This window comes from Enterococcus sp. DIV2379 (assembly GCF_050542965.1).
Taxonomy (GTDB): Bacteria; Bacillota; Bacilli; order Lactobacillales; family Enterococcaceae; genus Enterococcus_D; species Enterococcus_D entomosocium.
Window position 1 is genome coordinate 2,097,996 of the sequence record NZ_CP172938.1, and the last position, 17,558, is coordinate 2,115,553.

Consider the following 17,558-nt stretch of genomic DNA (forward strand, 5'->3'; position numbering starts at 1 on the left):
CTTTTATTTTTGGTTATTTTTGTCTTTGAAAAATTTCATGGCTGTTTGACCGACTTTTCCAGCTACCGTTGCTTTGGCAGTGGTCCGGCCAAGACTACCCACGCGCGTAATTAAATTTTTTCCAGAAACATTTAGTTCTGAAACACTGGTACTTAGATCTGCAACTGCTGTGAACAAAGGATCGATGGTTGCGACTTTTCCGTTCACATCTTGTAAAAGCTCATTCGTTTTTACCAAAAGACCTTCAACCTCTTTTGAAAGAATATCAACGTCTTTGGTAATGACACGGATGGTTGTGTTTGCTTCTTCGACCGTTTTGTCTACTTTGGTCATTGTCTTGCTGACTTGCATCAACAAACGAACGACGAAAATGACCAATACGACAAATGCGATCGCAGCAATCAATGCAGCTAGTTCTCCTCCTGACATAGAATGGCTCCTTTCCCCATTTACTTATATTAAGAATAGCATTTCACTGCACTTTCTACAAATAAAAGACTGCATTTTTAAGAAAATTATCCGCTTTCAACAGGAAATAATAAAAAAACAAAGCAATTTCATCAGAAATTGCCTTGTTTAGGAGTTTTTGTTATTTTTTTGACTCTTTCGGTGCTTCTTTGACTTCTTTTTGAGCCGGAGCTAGTTCTTTTCCTAACTCGATCAAATACTCTTTCAAGTTGTCCTTGACTTCAGGGTGTACTAAACCATACTCAATACTTGTTTTTAAGAAACCAAATTTGTCTCCTACATCGTAACGCTTGCCGGTAAATTGATGAGCAAACACGCGTTGGGTTTTGTTTAATGTGTCGATGGCATCCGTCAATTGGATCTCGCCGCCAGCACCAGGTTCCTGATTGGCTAAAATATCAAAAATTTCAGGGGTCAGCAAGTAGCGACCAATAATTGCTAAATCACTTGGCGCATTTTCTGGCGCTGGTTTTTCAACAAAGTTTTTGACATTGAACAAACCTTTTTCAACTTCCATACCAGGATCAATGATTCCGTATTTTGATGTATCTTCATGAGGAACATCCATGACAGCGATCGTTGATGCATGCGTTTTTTCATAATTATCGATCAGCTGTTTCGTCAATGGCACTTGATCTTCCATCAAGTCATCACCTAGCATGACTACAAACGGTTCATTTCCGACAAATGCCCGAGCCTGTAATACGGCATGGCCTAATCCTTTCGGATGAGATTGGCGAATGAAATGCAGATTTACGTCAGTTGTTTCTTCCACTAATTTCAAAAGCTCTGTCTTGCCTTTTTCTTTTAGATTCATCTCTAATTCTAAATTGGCATCGAAATGGTCTTCGATCGGACGCTTTGCTTTTCCTGTTACGATCAAAATATCTTCGATCCCTGATTGTAAAGCTTCTTCCACGATAAATTGGATCGTTGGTTTGTCAACGATCGGCAACATTTCCTTTGCCATTGCCTTTGTAGCTGGTAAAAATCGGGTACCTAGACCGGCTGCTGGGATAACTGCTTTTTTGACATTCATGTGACTCGCTCCTTTAATCATAATGATTGATCTACCGTAAATTCGTTTTCTTCTTTGCCGTCTCGCAGCATAATATCTTTAGCTGCTTGCTTGATGTCTTTGCCTTCATACAAGACCGAATAAATCGTTTCTGTGATTGGCATTTCCACTGACAAAGCTTCTGCTAATTCGCGGGCAGCTTTGGTGGTTGAAACTCCTTCAACGATCATGCCCATATTGTCTAACACTTCGTCTAAGCTATGGCCTTTTCCTAATAGGTTTCCGGCACGCCAATTCCGCGAATGGACACTGGTACACGTGACGATCAAATCGCCAACACCACTCAATCCGATAAAGGTTAATGGATTTGCACCCATTGCCACACCGAGACGACTGATTTCTGCTAACCCACGGGTCATGATCGCAGCCTTCGCATCATCCCCAAAGCCCAGTCCAGCAATCGCTCCGGCACCAATAGCGATGATGTTTTTCAGCGCGGCGCCAGTTTCGACACCGATCACATCGTTATTGGTGTAGATTCTAAAGTAATCATTCATAAATAGCTCTTGTACATATTTAGCAGCCGATTCATTTTCTGAAGCTGCCGTGATCGTGGTAATATCATGGACAGCGACTTCTTCGGCATGTGATGGTCCTGACAGGACAACGATTTCTTGCCGTTTATCTGCTGGGATCTCTTCGGCAAGTACTTCTGAGATTCGTTTATGACTGCCTTGTTCTAATCCTTTTGAGGCATGGATGATGACTGGTTTACCGGTTGTCTTCTTAGTGAATTCTTGTGCCACGGCACGAATCGCTTTGGTTGGTACTACAAACAAGACAGCATCTGCCCCTTGGATCGCCTCTTCTAGATTTTTGCAGCCTAAAATATTTTCAGGTAATTTCAAATCAGGCAAATAATGCCGATTGGTATGATACGTATTGATTTCATCGATTTGGGCGGGATTGTTGCCCCAAATAGTCACTTCATGTCCGTTTTCAGACAAGACTTGTGCCAAAGCAGTCCCCCATGATCCGGGACCTAAAACGGCGATTTTCTGTTTCACTATGGAAACCTCCTCTATCCTTTTCGCAAATTCATGCACTTTATCATTTTACCATAATTTCGATAAAATAACTGTTTAGATAATCGTTTGGTTTTTGCCAAAGCTGCGATTGTAGTCTTTTAAAGTTTGGTTTTTCCGACGCCAGATCAATAGCCCAATCGCTCCAAAGAATAATAAAGCGGAAAGTGCTTGTGACACACGGATATCCCCAAATAAGTATAAACTATCGGTGCGCATTCCTTCAATAAAGAAGCGTCCGAACCCATACCAAATTAAGTAGCTCAAGAAAACTTCGCCTTCTTTTAATAACCCAGTTTTCTTGCGCAAGAAAATCAAAACGATAAATCCGATCACATTCCAAACCGATTCATAAAGAAACGTCGGCTGCCGATACGCTTCGTCGATATACATATTATCGATAATAAATTTCGGTATATACAAACTTTCTAAGAAGGAGCGGCTGACTTCGGCTCCAAATGCTTCATGATTCATGAAGTTGCCCCAACGCCCGATGCCTTGTGCCAATAGGACACTTGGTGCAGCGATATCTAAAAAGGTCCAGGGAGAAATAAAATTTCGTTGGCAGAAAAAGTACAGCCAAATCCCCCCGGCAATCAATGCACCGTAGATAGCGATCCCACCAGACCGAATATTGAAAATTTGACTCGGGTCATCAATGTAGTATTGCAAGTCAAATAGAATATAATAAAGCCGCGCACCAATGATCGATACTGGCAATCCAATCAACATAAAATCAGTCACATCATCTGGCTTGAGCCCGACACGAACCGCCTCTCTCGTACTTAACCACATAGCAATGATCACGCCTGATACGATAATGATCGCATACCAATAAATCGGCAAACCAAATAATTCAAATGCGACTCGATTTACTAAACCTAACATCTATCTTATCCTCTCTAGTTTCCAGAATTTTCTTCGATCAATTGCGTCAATCGATTTTCAAAGGTCTTCGTTGCATCATAACCCATCGTTTTCGCCCGGAAATTCATGGCAGCAACTTCGATAATGATCGCAACATTTCGACCAGTTTTCACGGGGATTTTGATTTGTGGTACATCAACGCCACCAATTTCAACCGTCGTATCATCGGTTCCTAGTCGATCATACTTTTTGTCTTTCGCCCAAGCTTCTAAATACACCGCTACTTGAACCTGCATATACCCTCGTACGGCACTGGCACCAAAAAGATTCATGACATCGATGATCCCGATTCCCCGGATCTCGATCAAGTGTTGCAAGATTTTCGGCGGTTCCCCCACCAAAGTCAACTCATCTTGCTTATACACATCCACACGGTCATCAGCGATCAACCGATGCCCACGTTTGATCAACTCTAATGCTGTTTCGCTTTTACCAATTCCGCTATCGCCTTGGATCAAAACGCCCAAGCCATAGACATCCACTAATACCCCATGGACACTGGTTCTTGTTGCTAAACGCCCATCGAGAAAACTAGAAAGCTCTCCTTGCAGACGTGACGTTGAGATGGGCGAACGTAGAATCGTAATCTCATGTTCTTTGCAGGCTTGAATCATTTCTGCTGGTACTTCCAAGCCGCGAGAAACAATAAATCCCGGTGTATCATCGGCACACATTTTGCGCATCACCATCAAGCGTTCTTCTGGCATCATTCGTTCCGCAAAGGTGATCTCTTTGCTGCCGAATAATTGCAGACGATCATGGGAATAGTAATTAAAATAACCCGTCAATTCCAAACCAGGTCGGGAAATATCGCCGGTAATGATTTCTCTTTCTAAACTGTTTTCAGTTCCTTCAACTATCTCTAAATTTAAAGCCTCCGCCAGCTCGCTGACTTTGACGGTTTCTGCCATAGGTTTCCCCTCTTTTCTCAATGATTCTTGCCGCTGCTTCTTGTAAACGACACTCTGGTTCTATTTTATCATTCTATCAGTAAAGTTACTACCTTCGCCAATAGAAGTCCTCATTCTTTTTCGTTTGTGTTATTATTTTACTAAGGAGGGATTTTTAATGAAATTTTCAGCATACACGTATCAACGCCCTGATTTTCCAGTCTATCAAGAAACATTCAAAAAAGCATTAGCAAACCTTCAGTCAGCCGATACCTTCTCGGAGGCGAAGCAAGCTCTTGATGCTTTGAACGAACTAAGAGGAACGATCGATACCGCAATGAACTTGGCTTCGATCCGTTATTCGATCGATACCAACGATGCCTTTTATGAAACAGAAGATACCTTCTGGAATGAATACCAGCCTCATTTTGAAGCTCTGGATTTTCAATTCTATCAAGCACTCTTGGCTTCACCGGTCTTAGATGAATTAAAAGCCGAATATCCAGAAACACTTTTCTTGTTTGCCGAAAGCCGCGTGAAGCTTTTTGATGATGCCTTGATCGAATTGTTTCAAAAAGAAAACCAATTGGCTTCCGATTACAGCAAATTGGTCGCTTCTGCCCAAATCGACTTCCAAGGAGAAACCTATACCCTCGCACAACTGCGACCATTTACCGAAAATAAAGATCGCAGCGTTCGTAAAGAAGCATTTGAAAAACAAACGGCTTTCTTCACGGAAAATGAAGAACGTTTTGACCAAATTTATGACGAGATGGTCAAGGTTCGTACTAAGATCGCCCACAAGCTCGGCTTTGAAAATTATGTTGCCTTTGCGGATACCCAAATGAATCGTTGGGACTATGATCGTTCAATGATCGAGACCTATCGTCGGGAAATTTTAGAAAAAGTCGTCCCAATTACCCAAAAGCTGTACCAAAGACAGGCGCAGCGTAATCAATTGACTCAGGCAACCTTTACCGACTTGCCACTTGTTTATCCTAGTGGTAACGCAGAGCCTAAAGGAACTCCTGAAGAACTAGTAGAAAAAGCCCGTGTGATGTATCAGGAACTATCCCCTGAAACTGGCGAATTTTTTGATTTTATGGTCGAGCATGACCTACTTGATCTACTAAGCAAAAAAGGCAAACAATCTGGCGGCTACTGTACCTTTATCCAAGACTATCAAGCGCCATTTATCTTTGCCAACTTTAACGGTACTTCGGGCGATGTCGATGTTTTGACCCACGAAGCTGGCCACGCCTTTCAAGCCTTTCGCTCTCGTTGGATCAAAGAACCGGAAATTCTCTTTCCCAATTATGAATCTTGCGAGATCCATTCAATGTCGATGGAGTTTATCGCCTGGCCATGGATGGATGCCTTTTTCGAAGAAGAAACAGAAAAATACAAATTTGCGCATCTTGCTAGCAGCCTGCAATTTCTGCCTTATGGCGTTTTAGTGGATCACTTCCAACAAGAGGTTTATGAGCATCCTGAGTGGTCACCAGCACAGCGCAAAGCCCGTTGGCGGGAATTAGAGCGCCAATACTGTCCAGAACGGGATTATTCAGAGTATCCAGACCTTGATCGTGGCTTGTATTGGTTCAGACAGGGGCATATTTTTGAATCACCTTTCTACTATATCGATTACACATTGGCACAAGTGTGTGCGTTCCAATTTTGGTATCGATTCATCGTGGCAAAAGACGAAACCGCTTGGCAAGATTATTTGGCCATTTGCGAAGTCGGCGGCACGAAAACATTTCTTGAGATCCTGGCTCTGGCTCATCTACGTTCACCTTTTGAAAAAGGAGCGCTTGATGAAACGTTACAGGCAGTAGATACGTATCTGTCAGCCATCAAAGAAGAACAGTTAAACTAAAAAAAGACGTTTCCGTTTCTCCACTAGCTTCGTAGCTAGTAGGAGAAAACGTGAAACGTCTTTTTAACGTGAATATTTTTCGATATGGTGTTCGGTCACGATCATATTGATCACTGACATGATCAGTGCCACTAATAAAGCAGCCCCAAACGAGGAAAAGCCGAAGTTGGCTGACCCAACAAAATACGAAGTCAAATTCAGCATGAGCGCATTGATCACAAAGGTGAAAAACCCAAGCGTCAGTAAAGTCAATGGAAATGAAATGACGATCAGAATTGGTTTAATCAAAGCATTCAGGATCGACAGTACAAAACTGGCGATCACTGCAGTCATAATACTTTGAACGTGGATCATATTTGGTAATAGAACCGCCAATGTGACAAACGTCAGTGTATTCATGATAAGCCGTTGAAAATAAGACACTAGAAGTCACTCCAGTCCTCATCCTCTACCTTTTCCGCTTCTTTACGGGGACGATTTGCTTCATTGTATTTGTTTTGTTTGTAATATCGATTGTCATGACCATATCCTGAGGTGCTCTTGCGTCCTGAAGGAATCAAGACCGCCATGATGATATATAAAGTGATTCCAGGAAACGCAGCAGTCACTAAAGATAGAAAGACATAGATCACGCGAACGATAGTTGGATCAATTCGTAAGTATTCTGCCAGACCCCCTAGAGTCCCTGTAATGACAACGTTATTGGCTGATTTTGTTAATTTTTTGTTCATTTATCTACACCTTCCTTCTTTTCTTTAATGAGTGTATACTCAACTATTCTTATTTATCTGTATCTTTGATAAAGACATTTCCTGTTGTTGTGGATAGATCGATTTGTGCGACTTTATCGGCAACCCGACGGAATTGCAATAGTTGGTTTAGGCGTTCTTTTTTCTCCCGTACAACTTCCATCTCACTTAAGCGATTGTTAATGCTACCTAAACTTGTTTTGGCGATCCCTTCAAAACCGATCCCTGCAGGTAATGCTACTTTAACATTGCCATTTACAGAGCTGGCGTTTAATTTTTGGACCGTTTCTTCTTTGTAGGTCACACGGATATTGCCGTTTACTAAAGAAATACCGGTGTTTTGTGGTGTGGCTGTCAACGTCACGTCGCCATTCACTGTTTCGATGATGGCATCTAAAATCTCACCCTCTTGAACAGTGATCGTTCCATTCACGCCTTCAATCTCTAACATCGATGCGTTTACTTTGCGGAAATCGATATTGCCATTTGTTGATTTTGTATAAACATCTTTTGCATCCAATTCATTGAATGTAACATTTCCGTTCAATAGTTTTACTGCCACATGATCATAGGTACGTTTTGGTAAATAGAAAACCAGATCGGCACGAATGCGTTTGTTTGGAATTTGGAAGGAGATGCGTTCATCATCGACATTGATTTGGCTTCTTGCTTCAAAAGCATCGAAAGGCTCCGCCGCATCCATTTTACCATATAGTTTGATTTTGGCATCTACTTTGACACCTGGTTCATCCCATAATTGGAAGGAAACATTGCCGTTGGCTAACTTCACATCGATCAATGTCGCTGCCGTTTCGTCATAGCTGAATGTGTGTTCAAATTTCGTCGCTGCAACACCGGGAACTTTCAAGTTGATATCTTTCCATTCCATGTTGTCGTTAACAGAATCCGTTACTGCTCGAACCGTTTTCTTCAAGAAGTGTCCGAAGTGGGTGCTGGCATCGACCATTTTTTCACTTACTTGATTGATAGTATCGGTCGCTTGCTCTTTCCAATCTTCTGGAATATCTAATTTTTGAGAGATTTTCTCTTTCGTTTGAGACCATTGGTCTTTGCGAATATTTTTTAGTTTTGCTTCCAATTCTGCTTTTTCTTCGGTTAAGCCATCTAACGTTTCTTCTAAGCCAGTAATGGTCGCTTCTGTTTCATGACGTGTTGCCAATTCCTCTTCTGACAATTGATCCAATTCTTCTTTGGTATTCAATTGCATCAGAGTTTCTTGCGCTTCTTTTAATTCTTCTTTGACGCCAAGAATTTCAGCATTGATTTCGTCCAACTCAGCAGATGCTTGGTTGGCTTCCGTTGCTAAGCCATCAAGAATCTTTTCAAGATTTTCTTTGTCTTGCGCTTCGTTTTGACGAAGTTTTTCTTCGCCGTCAAACGTGAACATCTCATCGTCATTTTCAGTATCATCAAATGGGCTTGTCGCATTCTTATCCGCGGTTACCTCAGCAGCAGCTTTGTTAATTTGTTTTTCGTCTTTGGCTTTTGCCATACCTTCTAGTAAATCTAAGGCTTCTTCTGTAGAAAGCACACCTTTTTTTACTAGATCCAATATACGTTCTCTTTCGTTCATGGAAATTGCCTCCTTCAGCAAATGTGTGATTGCAAGTTTAGCTTACGAACCTATTATGCCTTGTTTTTGCAAAAGTGTCATAGGTCTTAAGTACCAAGTTTTTCTCAATCTGCAGATTGGCAAGCAGAACCGGCACTTTTCTTCATTACTTTAGGCACAAAACGATCTTCCTTATCTTAACAGTACCACGAAAAACCATTGGAAACAAAAGTTTCAGCTAATAGCAGCCTTGAGGAATAGGCCTGCTAGAGTAAATGATCTATTGTTCATTTCACTGCGTCGGGGATGAAAAGAGCAGAAGGTTCAACTTGAAAAATTCGGGTACGATAGAATCGATTTCCATTGTCCATCTTTAGGGAAGCCATTTTATAATTTGTCTATCTTGTTCACGTCATCTATTTCAGTGATTCTTCCAAATCAAAAAGACCGCCGAGAGAAGTTACTCCTTAAAGGTCAACTTCTTTCGGCGGTCTGTCCCATCTCTTTTAAAAGAGATAAGTGATCAAGAACCTAAGCTGGTTTCTTAAATCATTTCCGTACGGTTTGTATTCAATTCACTGATTTTCCCAGTAGCAAGATACACGATCCATTCACAAATATTCGTTACGTAGTCACCGATACGTTCTAAGTACTGTGCAACAGATAAATAATCGGTTCCACTAACAACGGTTTCCGGATTTTCTTTCATACTCTCGATCGTTTTGTAATAGATGTCTTTGTAATACTCATTGACCCGATCATCCATTTGGGCAATCATACGGGCATCTTCTTGGTCAGTTTTTACATAGGCAACTAAAACATTATCGACCATTTTCTTCACATAATCCGACATATCAGAAATTTCTTTTTCGATTTCGGCGATCCGTGTTTCACCTTTGACCCGAATCGTTGACTTCGCGATCGATACTGCATGGTCTCCCATTCGTTCCAAGTCAGAGCTGGCTTTCATTACAGTAATGATCATTCGTAGATCGGTGGTTACTGGTTGCTGCAAAGCAATCATTTCAAAGCTCTTTTTCTCCAAACGAACTTCCATATTGTTGATCGCCAAATCATTTTCAATCACTTCTTGAGCAATTGCTTTATCATGTCTGACATATGCTCGTACGGATTTGTGGATCGCGCTGCTGACTAGCATCCCCATCTCATAAAATTGATTGTGTAGATTTAATAATTCTTCTTCAAACTGTGTACGCAACATCCCTTTTCCTCCTAACCAAATCTTCCTGAGATATAATCTTCTGTTTCTTTTTTGCTTGGACTTAGGAACACTTTTTTCGTGTCATTAAACTCGATCAAGTTGCCGTCCAAAAAGAACGCGGTTTTATCTGAGATTCTTGAAGCTTGTGACATGTTGTGAGTCACGATGATCATGGTATAGCGTTCTTTCAGTGCCAAAAGGGTATTCTCGATTTTCCCAGATGAAATTGGGTCTAACGCACTGGTTGGTTCATCCAGCAAAATGATTTCTGGATCGACAGCCAATACCCGAGCGATGCATACCCGCTGCTGTTGTCCACCGGATAAAGATAGCGCACTTTGGTGAAGCTTATCTTTGACATCTTCCCAGACAGACGCTGCTTTCAAGCTTTCCTCTACCGTCTTATCAAGAATCGCCTTGTCCGTGACTCCTTTTAATTTTAACCCATAAATCACATTTTCGTAAATTGAAAAGGGAAATGGATTCGGTTGCTGAAAAACCATTCCGATTTCTTTACGCAAATCAACGATGTCTTGCTTCGGACTATAAATGTCTTTCCCTTTATAGACAACACTTCCTGTAATTGTCACACCAGGGATCAAATCATTCATTCGATTAAGAGAACGCAAGTAGGTCGATTTCCCACAACCTGAAGGACCGATCATCGCAGTGATCTCGCCTTTTTTGATGGAAAGGTCGATTCCTTTTAATGCTTCTTTTTTTCCGTAGTATAAATGCAGATCTTTCGATGTAATAATTTCTTCTGCCATTGTTTTGCCTCCGTTTACTGATCGAATCGGCTCAGCCAAAATGACCGGATACGTAATCTTCTGTTGCTTTAATTTTTGGACGAGTAAATATCTTACGGGTCTCATCGTACTCGATCGCATTTCCTAAGTAGAAAAAGGCGGTATAATCGCTGATCCGAGCAGCTTGCTGCATGTTGTGGGTCACGATGATGATTGAATAGTCGTTTTTCAAGTTGATAAGAGTTTCTTCCACTGTCCCGGTTGAGATGGGGTCAAGGGCACTAGCTGGTTCATCTAGAAGCAAAATATCTGGTTTCATCGCAATTGCTCGAGCGATACACAGACGTTGCTGCTGTCCACCGGACAATGCCAAAGCACTTTTGTCTAAGCTGTCCTTTACTTGATCCCAAAGTGCGGCTTGTTTCAAGCTGGTTTCGACTGCTTCATCCAATTTCTTTTTGTTTCTTTCTCCATGACGTCGCAAAGCAAAGGCGATGTTGTCATAGATCGATTTACTGAAAGGGTTTGGTCGTTGGAAAACCATGCCGATCCGCTTACGCATTTCGAAGACATCGACTTCTTTCGTGTTCACGTCGACCCCTTTGTACATGATGTTTCCTGTGACTCTCGTATTTGCGATTCCGTCATTCATTCGATTCAAGGAACGCAGATACGTTGATTTTCCGCAACCAGAGGGACCGATCAATGCGGTGATTTTATTCTTTTCAAATTGTAGATCAATGCCTTTGATGGCTTCATTTGATCCATACCATACATGCAAGTCAGTGGTATAAAGCGCCACATCTTCTGGTTTATCGAAGGTAATGATATTTCGATCATCCCAATTGTAATCGTTCATACTGTCATTCTCCTTATGCTGACGTCATTTTCTTGTACAACCGTTTGCCAGCTGCACGGGCGCCAAAGTTAAATAGCAAGACGGCAATGATCAATACTGCCGAAGCTCCAGCTGAAACTTGTGCGCCATCAGGCATCGTGCCCTCTGTATTGATTTTCCAAATATGGACTGCCAGCGTCTCCGCTTGTCGGAAAAGACCGATCGGGCTGGAAACACTCAATGGATTCCAGTTTGTAAAATCAAGGGCCGGTGCACTTTGTCCTGCAGTATAGATCAGCGCTGCCGCTTCACCAAAAATCCGACCAGAACTTAGAATGACCCCAGTCAAAATCCCTGGTGTTGCTTCTGGAACAATGATGCGTGTGACCGTTTCCCAACGTGACAACCCAAGAGACAAGCCTGCTTCACGTTGCGTGTAATGAATCGCTTGAAGTGATTCTTCTACATTTCTCGTCAATAGTGGCAAATTGAAGAAGGTCAATGCCAAGGCACCAGAAATAATTGAAAAGCCATAACCAAACTGAATAACAAAGACTAAGAAACCAAAGAGACCGACAACCACTGAAGGCAGTGAGCTCAAAATCTCGATCGATGTCCGAATGATATCCGTTAACCAGTTTTTCTTTGCATACTCTGATAAGTAGATCCCCGCTCCTAAAGAAATCGGGAAGCTAATGATCATTGTTACTAAAAGCAAGTAAAGGGAATTGAACAATTGGATGCCGATCCCGCCGCCTTCTTGATACGCTTTTGAAGAAGAGGTCAGAAATTCCCAGCTAATGTGAGGAACCCCCCGAACCAAAATGTACAGTAATAAGGAAGCCAAAATCAAAACAATGATTCCAGCAACGGCATACAAGACGCCGGTAGCAATTTTATCTGAACGTTTTGCATTCATTATTTCAAGGCTCCTTTCTTCCCAATAAAGCGAATAACAATGTTAAATAGTAAGGACATCAATAACAAGATCAAGGCTAATGACCATAAAACATTATTTTGGACTGTCCCCATGATCGTATTTCCGATACCCATCGTTAGGATAGAAGTCAATGTTGAAGCTGGTGTCACTAAGCTAGTTGGCATCAATGCCGCATTACCAATAACCATTTGAATTGCCAATGCTTCACCAAACGCCCGCGCCATTCCAAAAACAACCGCTGTTAAAATACCAGGAACAGCTGCTCGTAAAACAACTTTGTAAATCGTTTGCCAGCGAGTCGCACCTAAAGCTAACGAAGCTTCACGATAATGCCGTGGAACTGCCCGCAAAGCGTCGACAGTCATCGTAGTCACTGTCGGTAAGATCATGATAAACAGGACAAACGTCCCTGCCAAGATCCCAAAACCAGTACCGCCAAAAACGGAGCGGACTGCTGGTACAACGACAGACAAACCGATGAATCCATAAACAACTGAAGGGATACCGACTAAAAGTTCGATGACCGGCTGCAAGATCTTCTCTCCATTACGAGGTGAGATTTCTACCATAAAGACGGCTGCACCGATGGCAAAAGGTGTTGCCACGATCGCTGATAAGAACGTTACGAAGAACGATCCTAGAATCATCGGCAAGGCACCAACTAACGGTTGTCCATCAGGTCCCACAGCACTCGGATTCCATTGGGTACCAAACAAAAAGTCAAACACATTGACTTTGTCTACAAAGAATGTCGCTAATCCTCGGCTAGCAACGAAATAAAAAATGGAGATCACAACCAAAACAATCAACGCGATACAAAGAAAACTGATTAGTTTTCCTCTTTGTTCCATTCTTGCGCGCTTAGATTTTTTTGTTAACACTTCTTTTACATTTTCCACGAGGGTTCCTCCTCAAAAATCAAACTAAACTCATAACCATTAGTTTATCGGTTCAACATCAATTTCTGTTAAAGCTTGTGTAAATTTTGTGTAAAGATTATTCAACAATGTTGCCTTCCCAGTCTCTTTCCACCTGCATGATGGAAATTGGAATATAGCCTAGATCCCCAACGATATGCTCTTGGACTTCGTCAGAAAGCATATATTCTAAAAACTCAGCAGTTAATCCGGTTGGTTCTCCTTTTGTATACATATGCTCATACGCCCAAACTTTCCAATCATTCGTCGTCACATTTTCAATCGTAGGTTCAACGCCATCAATTGAAAGGACATTGACTTCATCAGTCACATAAGAAAATGCAACGTAGCTAATAGCCCCTGGTGTATCAGAAACGATCGAGCGTACCATCCCACTAGAATCTTGCTCTTGAGAAGGAATAGCGGTTTCGCCATCCATGATCCATTTTTCAAACGTGCTTCTCGTACCACTACCTGTCGCCCGGTTCAATAAAACGATCGGCAGATCATTTCCACCGACTTCGCTCCAATTGGTGATCTTTCCTAAGAAGATATTTTTTAGATCTTCTGTGGAAATGTCTGTGATACCAACTCCTTTGTTAACGATTGGTGTGATTCCCACCGTTGCCACCCGATGATCAACAAGGGCATCAGCATCGATTCCTGGCTTTTCTTCCGCAAACAAATCAGAATTTCCGATATCGACTGCACCGGCTTGGACTTGACTTAGTCCGGTTCCGCTTCCGCCTCCTTGGACATTGATGAACCGTCCTGGATTTGAGTTTTGAAATTCTTCTGCAACTGTTTCTACTAGCGGCTGCAAAGCAGAGGAACCGACTGCGGTGATCGATTCTCCTCTATCTGCCCAGCTTGCACATCCTGAGAGTAAAATAACCAATCCGATAATAGGACTTAGAAGTTTAAATTTTTTCATCATAACGCTCCTTGTACTTTCGTAAGTCATTGATCTTAAAAATCAATTATTTTCATTTTACCATTAGTTGAATTTAATGAAAATTATTATTTGCTTTTTTTTCTGGAACAGCGTCCGTTCGTTTATTTAAAACGCTTTTTTTCTTTTTCAAAATAACTGTTTCGTAAAAAAAATGACAGAATTTCTTAATTAAATTACGTGCATCCAGAAGGTATGCTATGCTATACTGTGAGAGGAAACGTATTTTAAAAGAACATAATTATTAATCTTGCTTCCCCAATCAAGTACAATATGTTGTTATGTTCAGCGTTTTCACGATTTCATCAACATTTCCCCAAAATGTCTGTTGAATCGAAACGGCAGAAAGAAGCATTTCTATGCATCTTCTGCCGTCTTTTTTTACTCTAATTCACTTAGCCACGCAGCCATCTGCACAACGATGGCTTTTTGCTGCGCTTCATTTGATAAATCAGCGGCGGCTTCTCCTTTTTGTAACCCATAGGTACCAAAGCCAGCATGATTGCCGCCTTCGATCGTTTGGAACGTGGTAGATTCTGGAAGGAAGCTGCGGGCAGCTTGCCAATTTTCTTGATTGACCACCTGATCTTGACTCCCTGTCAACGATAGCACAGAAATCGACTGATCAGCCAAAGACCCTTTTTCATCGGGATAGCTTGCGAAGAAAAAGACCCCTTTTAAATCCTTGTCGTTTGCAGCCAATTGATTCGCTGCAAAACGGCTCGCCATTACCCCACCTAATGAATGACCACCAATGACATAGGAGTTATGGGGAATTTCTTTCAAGACCTCTTCTGCACGATTGCCTGATAAAACAGCCATGTTAAAGGGCATTTTAACGATCGCGACAGGATAGCCTTTTTCCGCTAAACCTGCTGCCCATACACTATAGCTTTCCGCATCGACAAGGGCGCCGGGATAGAAAATAACCAATGGCTTTTCTTCATCTCCAACAAAATAAAGGGCATTCCCCTCATCTTCTGCCTCTTTCGCAGCTGTGACTGCAGCATCAACTGCTGGGTAGTGTAGTTGTTGCCAACCGATCCAACCGGCAATAGTTAAAATAACAACGGTGACCAATACACCAATCAAAACTTTTGTTCTTTTTCTCATCATATCCTCCTGCAAAAAAGAAGATCAGGAAAGGATGGCAGACGAAACTTGCTGGTCCATCATCTCCTGAATCTTTCTACGAATGTTTCCCAATTTTTATCGGTGTGCAAGTGCCAATAGTTCTCGTGCATGTTCGATCGTTAAATCGGTGATTTCTGCACCTGAGAGCATACGGGCGATCTCTGCCACCCGTTCTTCTTTAGATAGTTTACGGACGTGGGTTTCTGTCCGTCCTTCTTGGATTGCTTTTTCAATAAAATATTGATTATCCGCTACAGCAGCTACTTGCGGCAAGTGAGTGATACACAAAACTTGCGAATTGGCTGCGATCTTGGCGATTTTTTCAGCAATTGCTTGGGCTACTCGGCCACTAACCCCAGTATCAACTTCGTCAAAAACAATACTGGTGATTCCTTGTTTCCGAGAGAAAATTGATTTGAGGGCCAGTAAGATCCGTGAAAGTTCTCCCCCAGAAGCAACCCGCACCAACGGCTTCATGCCTTCACCAGGATTTGTGGTCAAATAAAATTCTACGGTGTCAAATCCGCTGCTACTCAATTGTTTTGAGCCAGGTGCAAACCGTACTTCAAATTGTGCGTGCTCCATATACAGCTCTTTTAACTCTTGAACGATTTCTTTTTCTAAACGATGAGCCAGTTCACGTCGTTTGACGTGCAAGGCTTCCGCCAGCTGCCAAACTGCTTCAGCTTTTTGGGCAAGCTCTTCTTCTAATTGCTCCAACTGACCTTCTGTATAGGCAGACTCGCTGATTTCTTTACTGATCTCATCATAGTAAGCAAGAATCACAGGAATCGACTCCCCGTATTTGCGCTTCAATTGACGAATCGTTTCCAGCCGCGAAATGACTTCTTCCAGTCGGCCTTCATCTAATTCAAGATTGTCGACTTGCCGCGAAATATCAGTAGCTGCATCTTGCAACAAGTAATACGCACTTTGGATCACTTCACTGATTTTTTCGTAAGCCGGATCAAGATGGGCGATTGACTGGATCTCGGATAAAGCTACACTGACCCCATCTAGGCTATTGACTTCTTCGGCAGATAAGGCACCATAGCTTTGCCCTAGAGCATCCACGATTTTTTGATAATTGGTCAGTTTTTCTCGTTCATCGATCAGCAGTTCTTCTTCATTTTCCATCAATTCTGCTTGGGCGATTTCTTCTTGTTGAAAACGCAACATGTCCATTCGCTGGACATATAGCTGTTCATTTTCTTGAATGGTCCTGACGTGTTTTTCTAAAGAGCGATAGCTTTGATAGGCTTGACGGTAATCCGCAAGCTCCGCTTTAAAGCTATCATCCCCAAACCCATCCATCAAGGTCAAATGTTTTTCTGGCTGCAGCAGCTCTTGATGCTCATTTTGTCCTTGGATATCGACCAAGAATAAACCGATTTGACGCAAAACCGACAAGGTAACGGTTCGACCATTGACACGACAAATATTTTTCCCCGATTGAGAGATATCTCGTTGTACGATCAAAACTTCTTCTTCATCAATACCTAAATCTGCGGTCAAGTCTTTGAACTCCTGCTGATTCGGCCATTCGAAGATCCCTTCTAAACGGCATTTCTCTGCTCCTTGACGCAAATAGTCGCTGGAACCTCTACCGCCTGCTAGCAAACCCATCGCATCGATAATAATTGATTTCCCGGCACCTGTCTCACCTGTCAGTGCCGTCATTCCCTCATGGAAAGATAAGTGCAAGTTGGAAATAATCGCAAAATTTTGGATCGACAATTCTAAAAGCATCCCTTGCCTCCTCTTCTAAACGTAACGTTGGAAATCCCTGAATAGGTTCTCGGTATCTGCTTCTGTTCTAGTGATCATCAAGACGTTGTCATCATCGTTTAACGTGCCAAATAATTCCTTGGCATAACGTTTATCGATTAAATTCGCCAAAGCCGAGGCATTACCTGGCAGTGTGCGCAGGATCACAAATTTGTCCATTCGATCGACAGAAACAAAAGCCGTTTTTAGGATTTTATCTAGTTTACCACTCACGTCTTCCGTTGTCTCTTGTGGGATACTGTAGCGATAGCCACCTTTTTGGGAAGGAACTTTTACTAACTTCAATTCCTTGATATCTCTTGATATTGTTGCTTGTGTGACTGAGACGCCGCGATCTTTTAACAACTCGACAAAATCTTCTTGTTTCTGAATATCTTGTTCACTTAACAATCGTGTAATCAAGCGATGCCGTTCTTTTTTTCTCATCTC

The 17,558-nt window shown here is 42.0% G+C and carries 18 protein-coding genes; 1 reads left to right on the forward strand and 17 read right to left on the reverse strand.

What is annotated here, in order from left to right; genetic code table 11:
* Positions 1 to 3: 3 nt before the first annotated feature.
* The 5 genes from IGI92_RS09700 to hprK form a co-directional block, all read right to left on the reverse strand.
* Positions 4 to 429, reverse strand: a complete 426-nt coding sequence (locus tag IGI92_RS09700; protein WP_005235398.1) for a DUF948 domain-containing protein — start codon at positions 427 to 429, stop codon at positions 4 to 6.
* Between the two features lie 160 nt (positions 430 to 589).
* Positions 590 to 1,507, reverse strand: a complete 918-nt coding sequence (galU, locus tag IGI92_RS09705; RefSeq protein WP_008378473.1) for a UTP--glucose-1-phosphate uridylyltransferase GalU — start codon at positions 1,505 to 1,507, stop codon at positions 590 to 592.
* A 17-nt stretch (positions 1,508 to 1,524) separates the two neighbouring features.
* Positions 1,525 to 2,553, reverse strand: coding sequence for an NAD(P)H-dependent glycerol-3-phosphate dehydrogenase (locus IGI92_RS09710; protein WP_008378474.1), 1,029 nt, complete (start codon positions 2,551 to 2,553; stop codon positions 1,525 to 1,527).
* A gap of 75 nt (positions 2,554 to 2,628) precedes the next feature.
* Positions 2,629 to 3,459, reverse strand: coding sequence for a prolipoprotein diacylglyceryl transferase (lgt, locus tag IGI92_RS09715; protein ID WP_005235390.1), 831 nt, complete (start codon positions 3,457 to 3,459; stop codon positions 2,629 to 2,631).
* A 14-nt stretch (positions 3,460 to 3,473) separates the two neighbouring features.
* Positions 3,474 to 4,409, reverse strand: a complete 936-nt coding sequence (gene hprK / locus IGI92_RS09720; RefSeq protein WP_005235388.1) for an HPr(Ser) kinase/phosphatase — start codon at positions 4,407 to 4,409, stop codon at positions 3,474 to 3,476.
* Between the two features lie 157 nt (positions 4,410 to 4,566).
* On the opposite strand from hprK, the gene IGI92_RS09725 reads away from it, so the two are divergent.
* Entirely contained in the window at positions 4,567 to 6,267 is a 1,701-nt protein-coding gene (locus tag IGI92_RS09725; protein ID WP_086332456.1) for a M3 family oligoendopeptidase, read from the forward strand.
* Positions 6,268 to 6,330: 63 nt separating this feature from the next.
* Here the strand turns inward: IGI92_RS09725 and IGI92_RS09730 are convergent, their stop codons facing one another.
* The 12 genes from IGI92_RS09730 to argR form a co-directional block, all read right to left on the reverse strand.
* Positions 6,331 to 6,690, reverse strand: coding sequence for a phage holin family protein (locus IGI92_RS09730; RefSeq protein WP_005225788.1), 360 nt, complete (start codon positions 6,688 to 6,690; stop codon positions 6,331 to 6,333).
* Positions 6,690 to 6,998, reverse strand: coding sequence for a PspC domain-containing protein (locus IGI92_RS09735; protein WP_086332457.1), 309 nt, complete (start codon positions 6,996 to 6,998; stop codon positions 6,690 to 6,692). Before IGI92_RS09735 ends, IGI92_RS09730 begins: the two co-directional genes overlap by 1 nt.
* A gap of 49 nt (positions 6,999 to 7,047) precedes the next feature.
* Positions 7,048 to 8,610: a daptomycin-sensing surface protein LiaX gene (liaX, locus tag IGI92_RS09740; RefSeq protein WP_016612240.1), complete on the reverse strand. Its 1,563-nt coding sequence runs from the start codon at positions 8,608 to 8,610 to the stop codon at positions 7,048 to 7,050.
* A 523-nt stretch (positions 8,611 to 9,133) separates the two neighbouring features.
* Complete coding sequence (phoU, locus tag IGI92_RS09745) at positions 9,134 to 9,811, reverse strand: phosphate signaling complex protein PhoU (RefSeq protein ID WP_008378477.1); 678 nt, start codon at positions 9,809 to 9,811, stop codon at positions 9,134 to 9,136.
* Positions 9,812 to 9,822: 11 nt separating this feature from the next.
* Positions 9,823 to 10,581: a phosphate ABC transporter ATP-binding protein PstB gene (gene pstB / locus IGI92_RS09750; protein ID WP_005235379.1), complete on the reverse strand. Its 759-nt coding sequence runs from the start codon at positions 10,579 to 10,581 to the stop codon at positions 9,823 to 9,825.
* Between the two features lie 31 nt (positions 10,582 to 10,612).
* Positions 10,613 to 11,419 carry a phosphate ABC transporter ATP-binding protein PstB gene (pstB, locus tag IGI92_RS09755; protein ID WP_005225783.1) on the reverse strand — a complete coding sequence of 269 codons (807 nt, stop codon included), beginning with the start codon at positions 11,417 to 11,419 and terminating at the stop codon, positions 10,613 to 10,615.
* 13 nt (positions 11,420 to 11,432) lie between these two features.
* Positions 11,433 to 12,317 (reverse strand): phosphate ABC transporter permease PstA, encoded by an 885-nt coding sequence (gene pstA, locus IGI92_RS09760; protein ID WP_008378478.1) that lies wholly within the window; start codon positions 12,315 to 12,317, stop codon positions 11,433 to 11,435.
* On the reverse strand, positions 12,317 to 13,237 hold the full coding sequence (gene pstC, locus IGI92_RS09765) for a phosphate ABC transporter permease subunit PstC (RefSeq protein ID WP_005235375.1): 921 nt from the start codon (positions 13,235 to 13,237) through the stop codon (positions 12,317 to 12,319). Before pstC ends, pstA begins: the two co-directional genes overlap by 1 nt.
* Positions 13,238 to 13,334: 97 nt before the next feature.
* A complete protein-coding gene (locus IGI92_RS09770; RefSeq protein ID WP_008378479.1) occupies positions 13,335 to 14,189 on the reverse strand; it encodes a phosphate ABC transporter substrate-binding protein PstS in 855 nt (284 codons plus the stop codon).
* A gap of 399 nt (positions 14,190 to 14,588) precedes the next feature.
* Complete coding sequence (locus IGI92_RS09775) at positions 14,589 to 15,320, reverse strand: alpha/beta hydrolase (RefSeq protein WP_172634716.1); 732 nt, start codon at positions 15,318 to 15,320, stop codon at positions 14,589 to 14,591.
* Positions 15,321 to 15,416: 96 nt separating this feature from the next.
* Positions 15,417 to 17,090, reverse strand: coding sequence for a DNA repair protein RecN (recN, locus tag IGI92_RS09780; RefSeq protein WP_005235363.1), 1,674 nt, complete (start codon positions 17,088 to 17,090; stop codon positions 15,417 to 15,419).
* Between the two features lie 15 nt (positions 17,091 to 17,105).
* Entirely contained in the window at positions 17,106 to 17,555 is a 450-nt protein-coding gene (gene argR, locus IGI92_RS09785; RefSeq protein ID WP_005235362.1) for an arginine repressor, read from the reverse strand.
* Between the last annotated feature and the right edge of the window lie 3 nt (positions 17,556 to 17,558).

Coding starts and splice junctions, on each gene's coding strand:
- IGI92_RS09700 (WP_005235398.1), bottom strand. CDS start 429: ATGTCAGGAGGAGAACTAGCTGCATTGATTGCTGCGATCGCATTTGTC.
- galU (WP_008378473.1), bottom strand. CDS start 1,507: ATGAATGTCAAAAAAGCAGTTATCCCAGCAGCCGGTCTAGGTACCCGA.
- lgt (WP_005235390.1), bottom strand. CDS start 3,459: ATGTTAGGTTTAGTAAATCGAGTCGCATTTGAATTATTTGGTTTGCCG.
- hprK (WP_005235388.1), bottom strand. CDS start 4,409: ATGGCAGAAACCGTCAAAGTCAGCGAGCTGGCGGAGGCTTTAAATTTA.
- IGI92_RS09725 (WP_086332456.1), top strand. CDS start 4,567: ATGAAATTTTCAGCATACACGTATCAACGCCCTGATTTTCCAGTCTAT.
- IGI92_RS09735 (WP_086332457.1), bottom strand. CDS start 6,998: ATGAACAAAAAATTAACAAAATCAGCCAATAACGTTGTCATTACAGGG.
- liaX (WP_016612240.1), bottom strand. CDS start 8,610: ATGAACGAAAGAGAACGTATATTGGATCTAGTAAAAAAAGGTGTGCTT.
- phoU (WP_008378477.1), bottom strand. CDS start 9,811: ATGTTGCGTACACAGTTTGAAGAAGAATTATTAAATCTACACAATCAA.
- pstB (WP_005235379.1), bottom strand. CDS start 10,581: ATGGCAGAAGAAATTATTACATCGAAAGATCTGCATTTATACTACGGA.
- pstB (WP_005225783.1), bottom strand. CDS start 11,419: ATGAACGATTACAATTGGGATGATCGAAATATCATTACCTTCGATAAA.
- pstA (WP_008378478.1), bottom strand. CDS start 12,317: ATGAATGCAAAACGTTCAGATAAAATTGCTACCGGCGTCTTGTATGCC.
- IGI92_RS09770 (WP_008378479.1), bottom strand. CDS start 14,189: ATGAAAAAATTTAAACTTCTAAGTCCTATTATCGGATTGGTTATTTTA.
- IGI92_RS09775 (WP_172634716.1), bottom strand. CDS start 15,320: ATGAGAAAAAGAACAAAAGTTTTGATTGGTGTATTGGTCACCGTTGTT.
- recN (WP_005235363.1), bottom strand. CDS start 17,090: ATGCTTTTAGAATTGTCGATCCAAAATTTTGCGATTATTTCCAACTTG.
- argR (WP_005235362.1), bottom strand. CDS start 17,555: ATGAGAAAAAAAGAACGGCATCGCTTGATTACACGATTGTTAAGTGAA.